This is a genomic window from Pandoraea terrigena, assembly GCF_902459705.1.
Lineage (GTDB): Bacteria > Pseudomonadota > Gammaproteobacteria > Burkholderiales > Burkholderiaceae > Pandoraea > Pandoraea terrigena.
The window spans coordinates 168,151-184,024 of sequence record NZ_CABPRU010000009.1; the positions used below are offsets into that span (position 1 = coordinate 168,151).

Genomic DNA, 15,874 nt, shown 5'->3' on the forward strand with positions numbered 1-15,874 from the left:
AACGTCCCGGCGCACACGGTGCGCTAGAAATGCAGTCCGAAGTATTCGGGCGCGCCGGCGAAGAGCTGCGTGCTCGACCCCGGCGTGGACAGCGCGCGATGCCAGACGGTTTGATACAGGCCCGTCAGACCGGCATGCGGCCCGGTGACCATGGTGTCGTCGGATTCCGACACCCCGGCGTTGCCGAGCATGCCGCCGAGCGCGCCGCCGCTGACGACGATCGGATCGGATGCCCAGACGCCTGCGTCCGTGAACACGTCGTGCCATGGCGCTGGCGCAACGCCTATAAGTGCCGCCGGAGGAGAACCTGGCGGGTCGAAGACCGGTGCGCGGGCCGCACGCTTCATGCGTGCGGCCCGCGACAGCCGGGCGCCATGCCGGGCGTGCGCGACGGTGCTCTTCTTGCTTACCGACGCCCCCGAATGACTTACGGAGTCGGACGGATTCGCGGCATGTGCCGATGCCGGTATCCAGAAGCAACACAGCGCCAGCATGACGCCCATGAGGCCCATGAGGCGATTGAGCGATTTCGTCATGGCATCCTCGTTTGTCAGGTGTGAAACGCGCCTGTCCCGACAAACGTGAAGCAAATTTCAGACCACGGTCCACAACTCATTGATTCTTATGTGCTTCGCTCGCCATCTTCTGCGCGTTTGCACGACGGCACCCAGGAATTGTTTCATTTCAGAAACATCGAATAGTCACGCGTGATGCGTTCGCGTCGGGTCGTCGAGCACAGTGCCACGCGACGCATCGTCACACGGCAAGCGCCGATGCGGACCTCGGACGGCTCTGAAGTCCGGATGGTCCCGCCGACGTCCCATGCGGGTCTCTGGCACAATCGCTCAACGCCAGACGCCGCGACCGTCGACACACGGCACGCAGAGCCATGTGAGGGTTCGACGTGCGGCATGACCTACAGGAGTCAGCAATGCCCCAGTTCGATGTGGATCTTTTCGTGATCGGTGCCGGTTCGGGAGGTGTGCGCGCAGCGCGCGTCGCGGCACAATATGGCGCCCGCGTGAAAGTCGCGGAGGAGTTTCGCGTCGGCGGCACCTGCGTCATTCGCGGTTGTGTGCCGAAGAAGTTGCTCGTCTATGCAAGCCGATTCGCCGATGAGTTCGAGGATGCCGCCGGTTTCGGCTGGCAAGTGCCCTCCCCCAGGTTCGACTGGAAGACCCTCATTGCGCGCAAGGACAGCGAAATCGCGCGGCTCGAAGGGATCTATCGGGCCAACCTCGAGCGCGCGGGCGCCGAACTCGTCGAGGCCCGCGCCGTGGTCGAAGGGCCGAACACGGTCGTGCTGCCCGCCACGGGCGAGCGCATCACGGCTCGCCACGTCCTGATCGCCACCGGCGGCAAACCGGCGGATCAGCCGCACTTCATTGGCCGCGAGCATGCCATTTCGTCTAACGAAGTGTTTCACCTCAAATCGCTGCCCGAGCGCATCACGATCATCGGCGGTGGCTACATCGCCCTGGAGTTCGCGGGCGTGTTTGCCGGACTCGGCTCGAAGGTCACGCTCGTGCATCGCGGCCCGCACCTGCTGCGCGGCTTCGACGACGACGTTCGCCTCTCGCTCGAAACCGCGTATCGCGACCGCGGCATCGAGATCCTGCTCGAGCGCACCGTGGCGCGCGTCGACAAGGCCCCGGGCCAATTGCGCGTGACAATGTCCGACGGCAGCATGCACGACACCGATGTGCTGCTCAGCGCGGCCGGACGGGTGCCCTACACGCAAGGTCTCGGCCTGGCCGCGAGCGGCGTGGCACTGAACGAAAAGGGCGCAGTCATCGTCGACGAGTTCTCGCGCACCAACGTGCCGTCGATCTTCGCCGTGGGGGACGTCACCGATCGCGTCAACCTGACGCCGATGGCGATTCGCGAAGGACAGGCCTTCGCCGACACGGTGTTCGGGGAACGCACAACGCGCGTCGACCACAAGCAGATTCCGACAGCGGTGTTCAGTACGCCGGAGATCGGGGTGGTGGGCCTCACCGAAAGCGAAGCACGCGCTGTCTATTCGGGGCTTCAGGTATACAAGGCGACGTTCCGGCCGCTCAAGGCAACCCTGTCGGGCCGTCAGGAAAAGGTGCTGATGAAGCTGCTGGTGGACGGTGCCACCGACAAGATCGTCGGCGCCCACATGGTGGGCGACCACGCAGGCGAGCAAGTGCAGTTGCTCGGCGTGGCATTGTCGATGGGTGCCACGAAGGCCGACTTCGACCGCACGCTCGCAGTACACCCGACGGCGGCCGAGGAATGGGTGACGATGCGAACGCCGGTCGCGTGATTCGCCGGCGCGTCGCGTTGGCCCTGTAGGTCCGGTAGGTCGACTGAGGCGCGGACGGGCACGATGCCCCGTTCGTCGCCCATCAAAGGCTTTGGTACCACACGCCGAAGATGGCAATGGGCGTGAGCACGAGCAGCAGCACGCGCCACACCGGCACGAACCACTGTGCTCGCGTGCCATCGAGTACGGTGCGCGCCGTTGGCCAAATCCGTGCGCCGATGAACCATGCCACGCACAACCCGCCCGCAGGCGTCAACAGATTGACCGTCGTGTAGTCCATCAGATCGAAGATCGTGCGATCGAAAATGCGTACGTCCGACCACACGCCGAACGACAGCGCGGCAGGTGCGCCGAAGACGAACGTGGCGACCAGCACTGCCACCACGGCCGGCCCGCGGCGCCATTGATATTCGTCGATGAGAAAGGCCGTGACCGGTTCGAACAGCGAGACGGCGGACGTGAGCGCCGCAAACAGAAGCAGCAGGAAGAATGCGATCGCCACGAGATGGCCGAACGGCATCTGCGCGAATATCGCGGGCATCGTGATGAACGTCAGGCCCGGACCTGCATTGGGCGCCACGCCGAACGCGAACACCGCCGGGAGAATCATCAGCCCGGCGAGGCAGCAGGCCAGTGTTGCGAGCGTCGCCACCCAGACGGCCGAGCTGGCCAGTCGCGCGTCCTTGGGCAGATAGGAGCCATAGACGACGATCATGCCCGCACCGAGCGACAACGAGAAGAAAGCCAGCCCCAGCGCCTCGAGCAAGGTGGCGCCGGAAATGACGGAGAAATCGGGCGTCAGGAACCAGGCAATCCCGGCCATCGCGCCCGGCAAGGTGACGGCCCGGGCAATCACCAGCAGCATCAGCAGGAACAGTGCGGGCATGAGCCACTTGCCCGCCCGCTCGATGCCCTTTTGCACGCCGGCGGCAACAATGACAGCCGTCAGCCCGAGAAAGGCGCCCATGCTCGCGAGCGACGCCACTGGATCCGCGATGAATGCCGAGAATTCGCTGACCAGTCGCTCGGCGTCGCTGGCCAACACCGTCCCCGTCATCACCCGCATGAGATAGGCCACCGTCCACCCGCCGACGACGACGTAGAACGACAGGATCGCGAACGCGTTGAACGTGGCGATGCGCCCGACCCATGCCCAGCGTCGACCGCCCAATTCTCGCAACGCCGTCGTGATCGACTTGCCCGTCAACCGTCCGAGCGTCATCTCGGCGAGCAACAACGCAACGCCAAGCGTCAGCACGCAGCCCAGGTAGACGGCGAGAAACGCGCCACCGCCGTGCTGGCCCACCACGTAGGGAAATTTCCATACCGCGCCGAGCCCCACGGCGGACCCGGCCGCTGCCAGGATGAAGCCTAGCCGCGATCCCCAGGTCGCGCGGCCCGTGATGGCGAGCGCATCAGAAGTCGCGCCCGTCGAGGCGACCAGCGGTGCTGCGGGGGTATCAGGCAAATGGGACACGTATCTCCTCCGGAATCGGCCGTGCACGCCGCGCCGACCAACGTCGGCACGCGTGCGTCACGACACTTGTCATGGAATGACGTCAAGCAGATTACCGGCGCGGCACCGCATCACCATGGGGACGATGCAGCTCACGGGCGCCAGCACGCGACACCACCAGGGTGGCCGGAGAGTCTACGCGGGAAAAGATCCCACCCAATTAGGAAAGCACCCAAAATGCTTGGCCGCGCCCCGGGGGCGGGGTTGCCGGCACCAGGCGCGTCAGTGACCCAGTGCGACTTCGCCGGCAGCGGCGGAGCGCGTGCCCGGCGTGGGTGGATTACTCTCCCCGCGATACGCAAACACGACGGAGAATTTCGTCGTATCGCCCTCGTTGCGCCCGGCCGCGTGGAACAGGCCACTGTGAAAGAGCACGACATCGCCCTGCGCCAGAGCGACCTGCTGGCCGCGTGCGACGAGCGGCTGGTTGTCCGGTTCGTCGGGACGCAGGAAGTCGAGCGAATCGAGTTGGTGCGGTTTGAGTTGCTCGCGATGCGATCCGGGGATGAAGCGAAGCGCACCGTTCTCGCGTGTTTCCGGCCCAAGCGCCAGCCACACGGAGACCAGCGAATTCTGCGGGAACGACCAATACCGGATATCGCGATGCCAGCCGGTTGCCGTGCCGAAATGCGGATGCTTGGTCATCACGCAATTGTGGTGCGCCAGCGTGAGCACCACGTTCTCGCCAAAAATCTGCGCGAGCGACTCGACCAGATCCGGACGCGTTGCCCAGCGACGCAGCGCTTCGCCACGATCGTAAGCCTTGAGCAGACGACGAACGGTCTGACCGCCCTGCGCATCGCGCGATGCAGGCGCCCCTTCATAACCGACGTCGGCTTCGAACTCGAGCGGTAACGTGGCCGCCGCCAGTTGCGCTCGCGCGTCGGCCAGCATTGCCTCGCAGTCGGCCTGCGCCACATAGCGTGGAAGTATCAGATAGCCGTCGTTACGGAAGGTTTCGAGCTGCGATGCGGTAAGCGCCATGATGGTCGGCGAAGCGGGGAAATAGCTTGACGTTGAGGGAAATTCGACAGTGCTGCTGGGTGAATCGGGAGGACTGGCGCGACACACTTGTATGACGTCGCGCGCTGGACGACGTGCTCAGGCGGCGCGCTTGCGTCGTCGTGGCGGCAGTTCCACGGCGGCATTGCGCTCGCGCGCGGGTTCGGGCTGCGGCACGTCGGTGCCGGGCAGCGACGCTTGCGGATTCCCAACTGGGCGCGGCGTGTCAACCACACTGCGAAGACGATCGAGTTCGCGCGTAAGCTTCGCCAACTGGTACTCGAGCTGGCAATTACGGCGGTACAACGTGCGCATTTTCTGGCTGAGCGCCTGCGTCTGTGTCCAGTATTCCGGATACATGACGAAACGCCCGTCAGGGCGCTCCACGACACCCAGCCCGCTCTGCCCCATCACGTCGATGGTTTCCAGCGCGTAGCGTCGAACTTTTTTTACCGTACCTGCCGCCATTGATTTCCTACAGTCCCAGCCTGAGAGAGTCAGGCGCGGCATTTTGCCACGAATTCGCCCCGGCCGGGCGGCAAACACCCTGCCGGGTAGAGATTTATTTTCGGCTGCCAGCCCCGTCAGCCGGACGTGTCGACTCGGCCGGCGTGGACGTCGGTGCGTGTTTCGGCTTGTCGATATCGATGGAAACGGGGTCGCTGGCCGGAAACGTCTCCTCAAGGGCTTCGTCGAGGTCGCGTTCCACGCTGTCTTCCGGCTGGGGGTGCTGTGGATCGGGCTTGCGCGTCGGGGTATCGCTCATCAAATCCTCCGCAGATGGGGCCGCGCCAGGGCGCGACGGCACTTCCCACTATACCGCGAGCCGCGTATCTTCGCCTCGACGTAGAGCGCCCTGGCTGGGCTCACCTCGCCGGCGTCAACTGCGCACGATGACGAACCAGTGCTTCCCGCACCAGCAAATGCATCTCTGCGGAGGCCGGCGTGTCGGCGAGCGCCAGGATCTCGGCGCGCATGCGGGGATCCCAGAACTTATGCAGATGCGCGGCGACTTCATCCAGCGCTTCGTCGCGATCGGGTAACGATTCGAAGAAGTCCGCGATGCGGTTGGCCATGCGCACGAGGTTGTTGCCGTCCATCGAAAATCTCCTGCTTTCCTGCTGCTTCGTTGCCGTCAAGCGCTGGCGTCGAGCGCCGCCCCGCCGGAGTAAATGACGCACTGCTCGCCGCGCACGAAACCCACCAGCGTAACGCCCGCACCCTCGGCCGTTCGTACCGCCAGGGCCGTCGCCGCCGAGACCGCCGCGACCATCGGAATGCCCACCTGCGCCGCCTTTTGCACGATTTCGACGCTCGCACGACTCGTCATGAGCACGAAGCCACGATCGAACGCCTGCGCATCACGCGCGAGCGCGCCGATCAGCTTGTCGAGCGCATTGTGCCGCCCAACGTCTTCACGCAAGCAAAGTATTTCGCCCTGCGGCGAGCACCAGGCCGCGCCGTGTACGGCGCCTGTCACGCCGTTCAGCGGCTGATGTCGCGCCAGACCGGCATGCGCGGCGGCCAGCGCCGCATGCGACACGCGCAGCGGCGCACCAGCGGCCGGCAACGGCCTCAGCACCTGATCGAGGCTCTCCGTCCCACACAACCCGCAGCCGGTGCGCCCGGTGAGATTTCTGCGCCGCTCCTTGAGTCCGGCAAACGCGCGCGACGAGACCTCGAGATGTGCGGTCACGCCCTGCGCCGTTGCCGTCACGTCGATGCCATAACACTCGCGCCGGTCGGTCAGAATGCCCTCGGACAACGCGAAGCCCAGCGCAAAGTCTTCGATATCGGCCGGGGTGGCGAGCATCACCACGTGGGAGATGCCATTGAACTCCAGCGCCACGGGCACTTCTTCGGCCAGCGCATCGCTCGCCGACTGCCACGCCCCATGTCGGAAGCGCCGCACGGCGAAGGTCGCGCTTGGCGCAAGGCGCTCCGGGTCGATCGCGGCAGGCGCCACGTCGCAGGCCGGCGCGGCAACGCCGCGAGCGGCATCGTTCGCCTCTTCGATAGGATCGGCGTCGCCCGGCGCCGCGCCCTCGCGCTGCGATTCGCGGACGGGCTGCCCGTCGTCCCGGTCACGTAATGGGTTGAACATCGTCAATCGCTGACTCCACGTCAATTCATCCATCGCGCCCCTACTTCGCCGGTACCGGCTCGGCGGGCATGTGGGCCGCATCGAGCAGCGCGAGCTGCGTGCGGTTGAATGTCGAATATGTCGACTGCCATGCCGAGGGTTGCACCACCGGCAGCACTTGGACGGCCGTTACCTTGTACTCAGGGCAATTGGTCGCCCAGTCCGAGTTGTCGGTCGTGATGACGTTTGCGCCCGACTCGGGAAAGTGGAACGTCGTGTACACCACGCCCGGCTGCATGCGCTCACTGACGCGCGCGCGCAATACCGTTTCGCCCGCTCGGCTGCGAATGCCGACCCAATCGCCGTCCTTGATGCCGCGATCCTGCGCATCGACCGGGTGGATCTCGAGCCGGTCCTCATCATGCCAGGCCACATTGTCCGTGCGACGCGTCTGCGCGCCGACATTGTATTGCGAGAGGATGCGCCCCGTGGTGAGCAACAGCGGGTAGCGCGGCGTGACCTTCTCGTCCGTCGGCACGTACCGCGTGATCATGAAACGCCCCTTGCCACGCACGAACGCATGCACGTGCATGATCGGCGTACCGTCAGGTGCCTCATCGTTGCATGGCCATTGAAGACTGCCGGCCTCGTCCAGTCGCGCGTAGCTCACGCCGCTGAAGGTCGGCGTCAGCCGGGCAATCTCGTCCATGATCTGCGACGGATGCGTGTAAGGCATCTCGTACCCCAATCGCTTCGCGAGCGCGATCGTCACCTCCCAGTCCGCCATGCCCGGCAGCGGCGCCATCACACGACGCACGCGCGAGATGCGCCGCTCCGCGTTCGTGAACGTGCCATCCTTTTCAAGGAATGTCGTGCCCGGCAGCAGCACGTGCGCGTATTTGGCCGTTTCGTTCAGGAAGATGTCCTGCACGACGATGCACTCCATCGCCTCCATGGCCGCCGCCACGTGCTGCGTATTCGGGTCGGACTGCACGATGTCCTCGCCCTGGCAATAGAGTCCCTTGAAGCTGCCATGCACCGCGGCGTCGAACATGTTAGGAATGCGCAGTCCCGGCTCAGCCTGCAACGTGACGCCCCACGCGGCCTCGAACGCCGCGCGCACCAGCGTATCGGAAACATGACGATAGCCGGGCAACTCGTGGGGGAACGACCCCATGTCGCACGATCCCTGCACGTTGTTCTGGCCGCGCAATGGGTTCACGCCAACACCCTCGCGACCGACATTGCCCGTGGCCATCGCCAGGTTGGCAATACCCATGACCGCGGTCGACCCCTGCACGTGCTCGGTCACCCCCAGGCCGTAATAGATCGCGGCATTGCCGCCCGTGGCATACAGGCGCGCCGCGCCGCGAATCTGCTCGGCAGGCACGCCCGTGACGACGGACACCGCTTCGGGCGAATTCTCGGGCAACGCCACGAAGTCGCGCCACTGCGCGAAGGCGCGGTCTTCGCAACGCTCGGCGATGAACGCCTCGGCCAGCAGCCCTTCGGTCACGATCACATGCGCGAGGGCATTGACCATCGCCACGTTGGTCCCGGGGCGCAGCGGCAAGTGGAAGGCGGCTTTCACATGCGGCCCGTCGACGATGTCGATGCGGCGCGGATCGATCACGATCAGGTTCGCCCCCTCTCGCACCCGACGCTTGAGCCGCGAGGCGAACACCGGGTGCCCGTCGGTCGGGTTCGCGCCCATCACGAGAATCACGTCCGAGTGCTCGATCGACTTGAACGTCTGCGTGCCGGCCGACTCGCCGAGCGTCTGCTTCAATCCGTAACCGGTCGGCGAGTGGCACACGCGCGCGCAGGTATCGACGTTGTTGTTCCCGAACGCGGCACGCACCAGCTTCTGCACGAGATACGTCTCTTCGTTCGTGCAACGCGATGACGTGATGCCGCCAATGGCGTCGCGCCCGTACGTCGCTTGAATCCGCCGGAACTCCGAGGCCGCGTAGTCCAGCGCCTCGTCCCATGACACTTCGCGCCACGGATCGGTAATCCTGCTGCGGATCATCGGCTTGGTGATGCGTTCTTTATGCGTGGCGTATCCCCAGGCAAAGCGCCCCTTCACACAGGCGTGGCCCTCGTTCGCCTGGCCATCCTTGTAGGGCGTCATGCGAACGACTTCCCCACCCTTCATTTCCGCCTTGAACGCGCAGCCCACCCCGCAGTAGGCACACGTCGTCACCACGGCATGCTCAGGCTGTCCCAGCGCGATGACGCTTTTTTCCTGCAACGTCGCCGTCGGGCAGGCCGACACGCACGCGCCGCACGATACGCACTCCGAATCCATGAACGGCTGCGCTTGCCCGGCCGAGACACGCGATTCGAAGCCACGGCCTGAGATGGTCAGCGCAAACGTGCCCTGCGTTTCCTCGCACGCCCGCACACAGCGATTGCAGACGATGCATTTCGACGGGTCATACGTGAAATACGGGTTCGACTCGTCCTTCGCATCGTGGAGATGGTTATCGCCCTCGAAGCCGTAGCGCACCTCGCGTAGCCCGGTCACGCCCGCCATGTCCTGCAACTCGCAATCGCCGTTGGCCGCGCAGGTCAGGCAATCGAGCGGGTGATCGGAGATGTAGAGCTCCATCACGTTGCGGCGCAGGTCCTGTAGCGCCGGGGACTGCGTGCGCACCTTCATGCCAGGCTCGACGGGGGTCGTGCACGAGGCGGGAAATCCGCGCCGCCCCTCGATCTCGACCAGGCACAAGCGGCACGACCCGAACGGCTCGAGCGAATCGGTCGCACAGAGCTTGGGGATGTTGACGTCGCAGCCCGCTGCCGCGCGCATGATCGACGTGCCGGCCGGCACGCTCACGGCCTGGCCGTCGATCTCGAGGGTGACGACGACGTCGCTCTCGCGCGACGGGGTGCCCATGTCCGGGTCGTGGCCCGGCGTGACGGATGTGCTCAGATGGTTCATGTGTTGTCCTCCCTGCCTGATGCTTGCGCGTCAAGCGGCTTCGGCGCTTCCGGCGCCATCGGGCAGACCGAAGTCGGCCGGGAAATGTTCGAGAGCGGAGCGCACCGGGAACGGCGTCATGCCGCCCATCGCGCACAGCGACCCCGCCACCATCGTGTCGCAGAGATCGCGCAGCAGTTGTACCTGGCGCACCGACGTATCCCCTCCGCGGATCCGCTCGATCACCTCGACACCGCGGGTCGCCCCGATGCGGCACGGCGTGCATTTGCCGCACGACTCGTGCGCGCAAAACTGCATCGCGAAGCCGGCCAGCGCCGCGAGATCGGCCGTGTCGTCGTGAACCACCACCCCGCCGTGACCGACGACCGCCCCGAGCGCGGCATACGCCTCGTAATCCATCGGCACATCCCACTGCGCGCTCGGCAGATAGGCCCCAAGCGGACCACCAACCTGGATGGCCTTGGCCGGGCGCCCACTGGCCGTGCCGCCACCGAACTCGTCGAGTAGCGTGCGCAGCGTCACGCCGAATGCCAGCTCCACCAGCCCGCCGCGACGTACGTTGCCCGCGAGCTGCACCGGCAGCGTGCCCTGCGAGCGGCCCATGCCGTACGCACGATAGGCCGCGGCGCCATGCGCAAAGATGAACGGCACGCTCGCGAGGGTGACGACGTTGTTCACGAGCGTCGGCTGCCCGAAGAGTCCGGCCACCGCCGGAATCGGCGGTTTCGCGCGCACCACGCCGCGCTTGCCTTCCAGGCTTTCGAGCAACGCGGTTTCCTCGCCGCAGATATAAGCGCCCGCCGCCTTGGCAACGCGCAATTCGCAGGCACGTCCAGAGCCCAGCACGTCCGGGCCTAGCCAGCCTTCCCGTCGCGCGACGGCAATCGCCGCATTGAGCGCTGCAATCGCGTGGGGATACTCGCTGCGCACGTAGACGATGCCCTCGCTCGCCCCCACGCAGAGCGCCGCGATGATCATCCCTTCGATGAGCACGAACGGATCGCTCTCCATGATGAGCCGGTCGGCAAACGTGCCCGAGTCGCCTTCATCGGCATTGCAGACGACGTATTTGGTTGCCGACTGGGCGCGGCTAACGGTTTGCCACTTGATGCCAGCCGGAAATGCCGCACCGCCGCGGCCGCGCAGGCCCGAGTCGAGCACGATCTGGCATCCGGCTGCGGCGTCGAGCGCCAGGCACGCGCGCAGTCCCGCCAAGCCGCCGTGCGCTTCATAGTCCGACGGGCTGAGTGGATCGGTCACGCCCACGCGCGCGAACGTCAGGCGCTGTTGCCGCGCCAGATACGGAATCGCATCGACCTTTCCGACGCACGCGGGCATTGCGGCCTCCCAACTGCCGTCGGGATTGCCGGCCGGATCGTGACGTTCGGCATCTTGCGCCACGCAGGCAGGCCAGCCGCTATCGAACAAGGCCGCGACCTGGTCGGCCTGAACGTTGCTGTACCCGACACGCCCAGCGGGGGTCGCCACTTCGACGAGCGGCTCGAGCCAGAACAGTCCTCGCGAACCGTTGCGCACGATTTCGACAGCAACGCCTCGCCGAGTGGCTTCCGTTGCCACGGCGGCCGCAACCCGGTCAGCGCCCAAGGCAAGCGCAGCGGAATCGCGCGGGATATAGACGCGGTACGGGCCGCGCGTTGACACCTCAGACATGGTCACCTGCCTTGCGTGCCGGCAGCAGCGCCTCAAAGCGCGCCGGACTCACGCGCGCATGCAGTTCGCCGTTGATCATCACGGCCGGGGACAACGCACACTGTCCCAGGCAATACACCGATTCGATGCCGACGCCGTGACACGGCTCACCGTCTACCCGAGCGCCGGTGCACGCTTCGATATGCGCCACGAGTGCTTCACCGCCACGACTGCGACACGCCTCCGCACGGCAGACCTGCACCACCGTCGGCGGTGGCGGTGCGCTGCGGAAATGGTGATAGAAGGTAATCACGCCATGCACTTCGGCGCGAGAAAGATTCAGCGCGGCGGCAATCGCCGGCACATGGGCCGGGTCGATGTAACCGTCGCTGTCCTGCAAGGCATGCAGCAGCGGCAACAACTCGTGCGCACGGCCGGCGTGGCGGGCCAGCAGCGGCGCAAGCGTCGCATGAGGGGTGGGCACCATCTCGAATGTCTCCTGGGGCGAAACGGCGCCTCATATGTTCTTTGTTGCATATGATGACAACACATTTCTGGGGGCTCGACAGTTAGGACATTAGTCCAAACATCCCTTCCCAACAAGCCTCGTGGAAATACCGATAGCTTGATTTGCATGCGTTTCCCGCGCCCGCTGCAACGCACCCCATGCCGAAGCGGCACAAGCCACGCCGGACGGCCGTTCGGCGTGGCCGATCCTTGCACGCATCATATGCATGTAATTGCATATGATGCTTCAACCCAACGAAGGGAAGGCCTCGGACAGGGGCGCAATGCGCCCGGTCGCCGCCTCGCTGTAGCCGGGGATGGCGTGCACCGCCTGCCGATACTCGGCACTCTGCAGAATTTCCAGCAGCGCGTGCAAGTGCGCGGACTCGCTGCCGGGCTCGGGAAACATCAGGCAGTAACGCTCCGTCAGGATCGGCAAGAAGTCGAGCCCGAACTGGTTCGCCGCCGCCTCGATGGCGAGTCCCGCATCGGCGCGCCCGCTGGCGATGTAGGCGGCCACGGCGGCATGCGTGAACTCGATGTTCTCTGCCCCCGCAATGGCAGACGGATCGATCCCCTCACGCGCGAGCAGCAGATCGAAGATGATGCGGGTGCCAGACCCGCGCTCCCGGTTCGCGAAGCGCGCGCCCGTGCGCGGCACGTCGGCCAGCGTACGAATGCCGAGCGGATTGCCACGCGCGACAAGCAGTCCCAGACGGCGCGACGCCACATCGGCCACCCGATACGACTTGCCCTTGAGCAAGGGCCCATAGTGATCGAGCACCGGTTCTGCGAGCGGGCCGATCGGCACATGAAAACTCGCCACCTCACACTCGTGCTTCGCGAGCGCGGCGATGGCTTCGATGCTGCCGCGATAGCTCACGTCGATGGGCAGGCCCGCACGCCCCGCGAAATCGACCAGCGCCGCGATCGCCAACCCGTGACTGGCAAACAGTCGCAGTTGGTCGCTGTCCTGCAACAACAGATCATCGAGTTCGGTCTGCAACTCCGATGCCATCGTTTCCAGCAAGGGCCCCAGCCGCGCCTGCAGGCGCTTTTGCCCCCACAGCAGCCGTTGCGCCAGCGGCGTGAGCACCGCACCGCGTCCGCGCGCCATCGTCAGCAACGGCGCCCCCATGAGGGCCTCGACTTCCTTTACATGCCCCCACGCGCCTCGATACGACTGCCCGAGCACCTGACTCGCCGCCTGAAGGTTGCCGTGCGCCTGCACTTCGGTGAGCAGCGACAACACCTTGTCGAGGGGAAGATCGTTGCCGTCGTGGCGAAACCGGAGCTGCGGAGCGATGGAAATTTGCTTCATCGATTCACCTCATATGCTATTAATTGCATAAAACAATTCATGCAATATCCTGATAAGATGCTTTTAATCGTTGAATTAGCTGAGTTTTTTTGTGCACATCCACTCGATACTCAGCAACAACACCATTTAATTATGCATCATTTTGCCTATATGCTCCTGACTTTCTATCCGTGACGGGCGCCCTCCCCGATGTCGACGCCTTGCGCCCCCCTCACACTCTCGCTCGATAACGCACCATGTCCGCTTCGAAAATCGCCCCTTACGATCGCCCTGCCGGCGGTTGGGGGGCTCTCAAGAACGTTGCCATTCAACTCGTCACCCAAGGCATTCCGCTCAAAGGCGCCCGTACGCTGCTCAGCGCGAATCAGCCCAGCGGGTTCGACTGCCCGGGCTGCGCCTGGCCGGATCGCGAACACGCGTCGACGTTCGAATTCTGTGAAAACGGGGCCAAGGCGGTTGCTGCCGAAGCCACCAAGCGTCGCATCACGCCTGATTTTTTTGCCGAGCACACGGTGACCGACTTGCTCGCGCTCGACGATTTCACACTCGAAGGCTACGGGCGTCTCACGCATCCCATGCGTTACGACGCCACCTCCGACCGCTACGCACCGATCGCCTGGGATGACGCCTTCGCGCTGATCGGCGAGCATTTGCGCGCCCTGCCCGACCCCGATCAGGCGGCCTTCTATACGTCCGGGCGCACGAGCAACGAAGCCGCGTTCCTCTATCAACTCTTCGCCCGCCAGTACGGCACGAACAATTTCCCTGACTGCTCGAATATGTGTCACGAGCCGACGAGTGTCGGCCTGCCGCCGGTGGTCGGAATTGGCAAGGGCACTGTCACGCTCGATGATTTCGAACAAGCCGACACACTGCTGCTGTTTGGCCAGAACCCGGGCACCAATCATCCGCGCATGCTCGGCGAACTCCGCGAGGCGGCCCGCCGCGGTGCAACCATCGTGTCGGTCAATCTGCTGCACGAACGCGGCTTGGAGCGCTTCGCCGACCCGCAGCGTCCAGCCGAGATGCTGAGCCTCGGTGGCACCGCGATCAGCAGCCACTACGTGACACCGGCGTGCGGCGGCGACTTCGCGTTCGTCAAGGGCGTCATCAAGCGTGTGCTGGAGCGCGATGCCCTTGCACGCGCCAATGGCGAACCCGCGTTGCTCGACGACGCCTTCATCGCAGAACACACACACGGCTTCGACGCTTTCGCCGCCGACGTGCGCCGTGAACGCTGGGACGACCTCGAGCGTGCGTCCGGTGTCTCGCAAGCGCAAATGCACCAGATTGCCGACGTCTATCTGCGCGGCGAGCGCGTCATTGCGACGTGGGGCATGGGCATTACGCAGCACAAGCACGCCGTGGCGACGATTCAGATGATCGTCAACCTGATGCTCCTGCGCGGCAACATCGGGCGCCCGGGCGCCGGCCTGTGCCCGGTCCGCGGTCACAGCAACGTGCAGGGCGACCGCACCGTCGGCATCAATGAAAAGCCGCCGGCAGACTTCCTGGACCGGCTCGGCCAGGTGTTCGCGTTCGCCCCGCCGCGACGCGACGGGTTAAGCGTGGTCGATACGATCTCGGCCATGCGCGACGGCCGCATCAGGGTGTTCATCGGCATGGGCGGCAACTTCGCGATGGCCACGCCCGACACGCCGCGCACTTGGGAGGGGCTGCGCCAATGCAACCTGACCGTGCACGTGGCGACCAAGCTCAATCGCAGCCATCTCGTACATGGACGCGATGCGCTGATCCTGCCGTGCCTGGGACGCACCGAAATCGATGTTCAGCAAGGTGCCGTGCAAGGCATCACTGTTGAAGACTCGATGAGTATGGTGCACCTGTCGTACGGCATCAACGCCCCGGCGTCCGAGCACCTGCGCTCGGAACCCGCGATCGTCGCGGGCATCGCGCAGGCCACGATGGGCCACGCGCTCGGCGGCGTCGACGATTGGCACTGGTACGTGCAAGACTACGACCGCATTCGCAACGCCATCGCCGCGACCTTCGACGACTTCGCGGACTTCAATCGCCGCGTGCGTCACCCCGGCGGCTTCCGGCTGGCCGTGCCGCCGTCGTCGCGCCAGTGGCTGACGGCCAACGCGCGCGCCAACTTCACGACGCACCCGCTGCCGCACGAGATGCCGATCGATGTGGCACGCCGCCAGGCCGGTGAGCGAAGTGCCGACGTGCTGCAACTCGCCACGATCCGCTCGCACGATCAATACAACACGACGATCTACGGTCTGAACGACCGGTATCGCGGCGTGTTCGGCCAGCGCCGCGTCGTCTTCGCCAGCGCGCTGGACCTGGAGGCGCGAGGCTTGCACGCCGGTGATCGTGTCGACCTCGTGGGGGTCTGGCACGATGGCATTGCGCGTCGTGCCGATGATTTCCTGCTGGTGGCCTACGACATTCCGCGTGGCTGCATCGCGGCTTACTACCCCGAGACCAACGGGTTGGTGCCGCTCGACGCCATTGCCGACGGTGCGGGCACGCCAACCTCCAAGTCGATTCCGGTGCTGCTGGAGCGCCGCGCCTTCTGATCAGGC

13 protein-coding genes are annotated in these 15,874 nt (G+C 65.3%); 2 read left to right on the top strand and 11 right to left on the bottom strand.

Annotated elements, in window-relative coordinates; genetic code table 11:
• Positions 1 to 23: 23 nt before the first annotated feature.
• Positions 24 to 536 carry a hypothetical protein gene (locus PTE31013_RS17805; protein WP_150614101.1) on the bottom strand — a complete coding sequence of 171 codons (513 nt, stop codon included), beginning with the start codon at positions 534 to 536 and terminating at the stop codon, positions 24 to 26.
• Positions 537 to 931: 395 nt separating this feature from the next.
• Here PTE31013_RS17805 and gor point away from each other — a divergent pair, with 395 nt between their 5' ends.
• Complete coding sequence (gene gor, locus PTE31013_RS17810) at positions 932 to 2,293, top strand: glutathione-disulfide reductase (RefSeq protein WP_150614102.1); 1,362 nt, start codon at positions 932 to 934, stop codon at positions 2,291 to 2,293.
• Between the two features lie 82 nt (positions 2,294 to 2,375).
• Here gor and PTE31013_RS17815 read toward each other — a convergent pair whose 3' ends face one another.
• The 10 genes from PTE31013_RS17815 to PTE31013_RS17860 all read right to left on the bottom strand — a co-directional run bounded on the left by PTE31013_RS17815 (position 2,376) and on the right by PTE31013_RS17860 (position 13,319).
• Complete coding sequence (locus PTE31013_RS17815; RefSeq protein ID WP_246174672.1) at positions 2,376 to 3,770, bottom strand: sodium-dependent transporter; 1,395 nt, start codon at positions 3,768 to 3,770, stop codon at positions 2,376 to 2,378.
• Between the two features lie 261 nt (positions 3,771 to 4,031).
• Positions 4,032 to 4,793, bottom strand: a complete 762-nt coding sequence (locus PTE31013_RS17820; protein ID WP_150614103.1) for a phytanoyl-CoA dioxygenase family protein — start codon at positions 4,791 to 4,793, stop codon at positions 4,032 to 4,034.
• Between the two features lie 117 nt (positions 4,794 to 4,910).
• On the bottom strand, positions 4,911 to 5,279 hold the full coding sequence (locus PTE31013_RS17825) for a hypothetical protein (protein ID WP_150614104.1): 369 nt from the start codon (positions 5,277 to 5,279) through the stop codon (positions 4,911 to 4,913).
• Positions 5,280 to 5,373: 94 nt separating this feature from the next.
• Positions 5,374 to 5,577, bottom strand: coding sequence for a hypothetical protein (locus PTE31013_RS17830; protein ID WP_150614105.1), 204 nt, complete (start codon positions 5,575 to 5,577; stop codon positions 5,374 to 5,376).
• 100 nt (positions 5,578 to 5,677) lie between these two features.
• Positions 5,678 to 5,911: a formate dehydrogenase subunit delta gene (locus tag PTE31013_RS17835; protein WP_150614106.1), complete on the bottom strand. Its 234-nt coding sequence runs from the start codon at positions 5,909 to 5,911 to the stop codon at positions 5,678 to 5,680.
• 35 nt (positions 5,912 to 5,946) lie between these two features.
• Positions 5,947 to 6,921 carry a formate dehydrogenase accessory sulfurtransferase FdhD gene (gene fdhD / locus PTE31013_RS17840; protein WP_150614107.1) on the bottom strand — a complete coding sequence of 325 codons (975 nt, stop codon included), beginning with the start codon at positions 6,919 to 6,921 and terminating at the stop codon, positions 5,947 to 5,949.
• A gap of 34 nt (positions 6,922 to 6,955) precedes the next feature.
• Positions 6,956 to 9,841 (bottom strand): formate dehydrogenase subunit alpha, encoded by a 2,886-nt coding sequence (fdhF, locus tag PTE31013_RS17845; protein ID WP_150614108.1) that lies wholly within the window; start codon positions 9,839 to 9,841, stop codon positions 6,956 to 6,958.
• Between the two features lie 30 nt (positions 9,842 to 9,871).
• On the bottom strand, positions 9,872 to 11,512 hold the full coding sequence (locus tag PTE31013_RS17850) for a formate dehydrogenase beta subunit (protein WP_150614109.1): 1,641 nt from the start codon (positions 11,510 to 11,512) through the stop codon (positions 9,872 to 9,874).
• Positions 11,505 to 11,978 carry an NAD(P)H-dependent oxidoreductase subunit E gene (locus PTE31013_RS17855; protein WP_150614110.1) on the bottom strand — a complete coding sequence of 158 codons (474 nt, stop codon included), beginning with the start codon at positions 11,976 to 11,978 and terminating at the stop codon, positions 11,505 to 11,507. The genes PTE31013_RS17850 and PTE31013_RS17855 overlap by 8 nt, the downstream gene beginning before the upstream one ends.
• Before the next feature lie 267 nt (positions 11,979 to 12,245).
• Entirely contained in the window at positions 12,246 to 13,319 is a 1,074-nt protein-coding gene (locus PTE31013_RS17860; protein ID WP_150614111.1) for a substrate-binding domain-containing protein, read from the bottom strand.
• Positions 13,320 to 13,555: 236 nt separating this feature from the next.
• On the opposite strand from PTE31013_RS17860, the gene PTE31013_RS17865 reads away from it, so the two are divergent.
• Positions 13,556 to 15,868 carry an FdhF/YdeP family oxidoreductase gene (locus PTE31013_RS17865; protein ID WP_150614112.1) on the top strand — a complete coding sequence of 771 codons (2,313 nt, stop codon included), beginning with the start codon at positions 13,556 to 13,558 and terminating at the stop codon, positions 15,866 to 15,868.
• Positions 15,869 to 15,874: the final 6 nt, after the last annotated feature.

Coding starts and splice junctions, on each gene's coding strand:
- PTE31013_RS17805 (WP_150614101.1), bottom strand. CDS start 536: ATGACGAAATCGCTCAATCGCCTCATGGGCCTCATGGGCGTCATGCTG.
- gor (WP_150614102.1), top strand. CDS start 932: ATGCCCCAGTTCGATGTGGATCTTTTCGTGATCGGTGCCGGTTCGGGA.
- PTE31013_RS17820 (WP_150614103.1), bottom strand. CDS start 4,793: ATGGCGCTTACCGCATCGCAGCTCGAAACCTTCCGTAACGACGGCTAT.
- PTE31013_RS17825 (WP_150614104.1), bottom strand. CDS start 5,279: ATGGCGGCAGGTACGGTAAAAAAAGTTCGACGCTACGCGCTGGAAACC.
- PTE31013_RS17830 (WP_150614105.1), bottom strand. CDS start 5,577: ATGAGCGATACCCCGACGCGCAAGCCCGATCCACAGCACCCCCAGCCG.
- PTE31013_RS17835 (WP_150614106.1), bottom strand. CDS start 5,911: ATGGACGGCAACAACCTCGTGCGCATGGCCAACCGCATCGCGGACTTC.
- fdhF (WP_150614108.1), bottom strand. CDS start 9,841: ATGAACCATCTGAGCACATCCGTCACGCCGGGCCACGACCCGGACATG.
- PTE31013_RS17850 (WP_150614109.1), bottom strand. CDS start 11,512: ATGTCTGAGGTGTCAACGCGCGGCCCGTACCGCGTCTATATCCCGCGC.
- PTE31013_RS17855 (WP_150614110.1), bottom strand. CDS start 11,978: ATGGTGCCCACCCCTCATGCGACGCTTGCGCCGCTGCTGGCCCGCCAC.
- PTE31013_RS17860 (WP_150614111.1), bottom strand. CDS start 13,319: ATGAAGCAAATTTCCATCGCTCCGCAGCTCCGGTTTCGCCACGACGGC.
- PTE31013_RS17865 (WP_150614112.1), top strand. CDS start 13,556: ATGTCCGCTTCGAAAATCGCCCCTTACGATCGCCCTGCCGGCGGTTGG.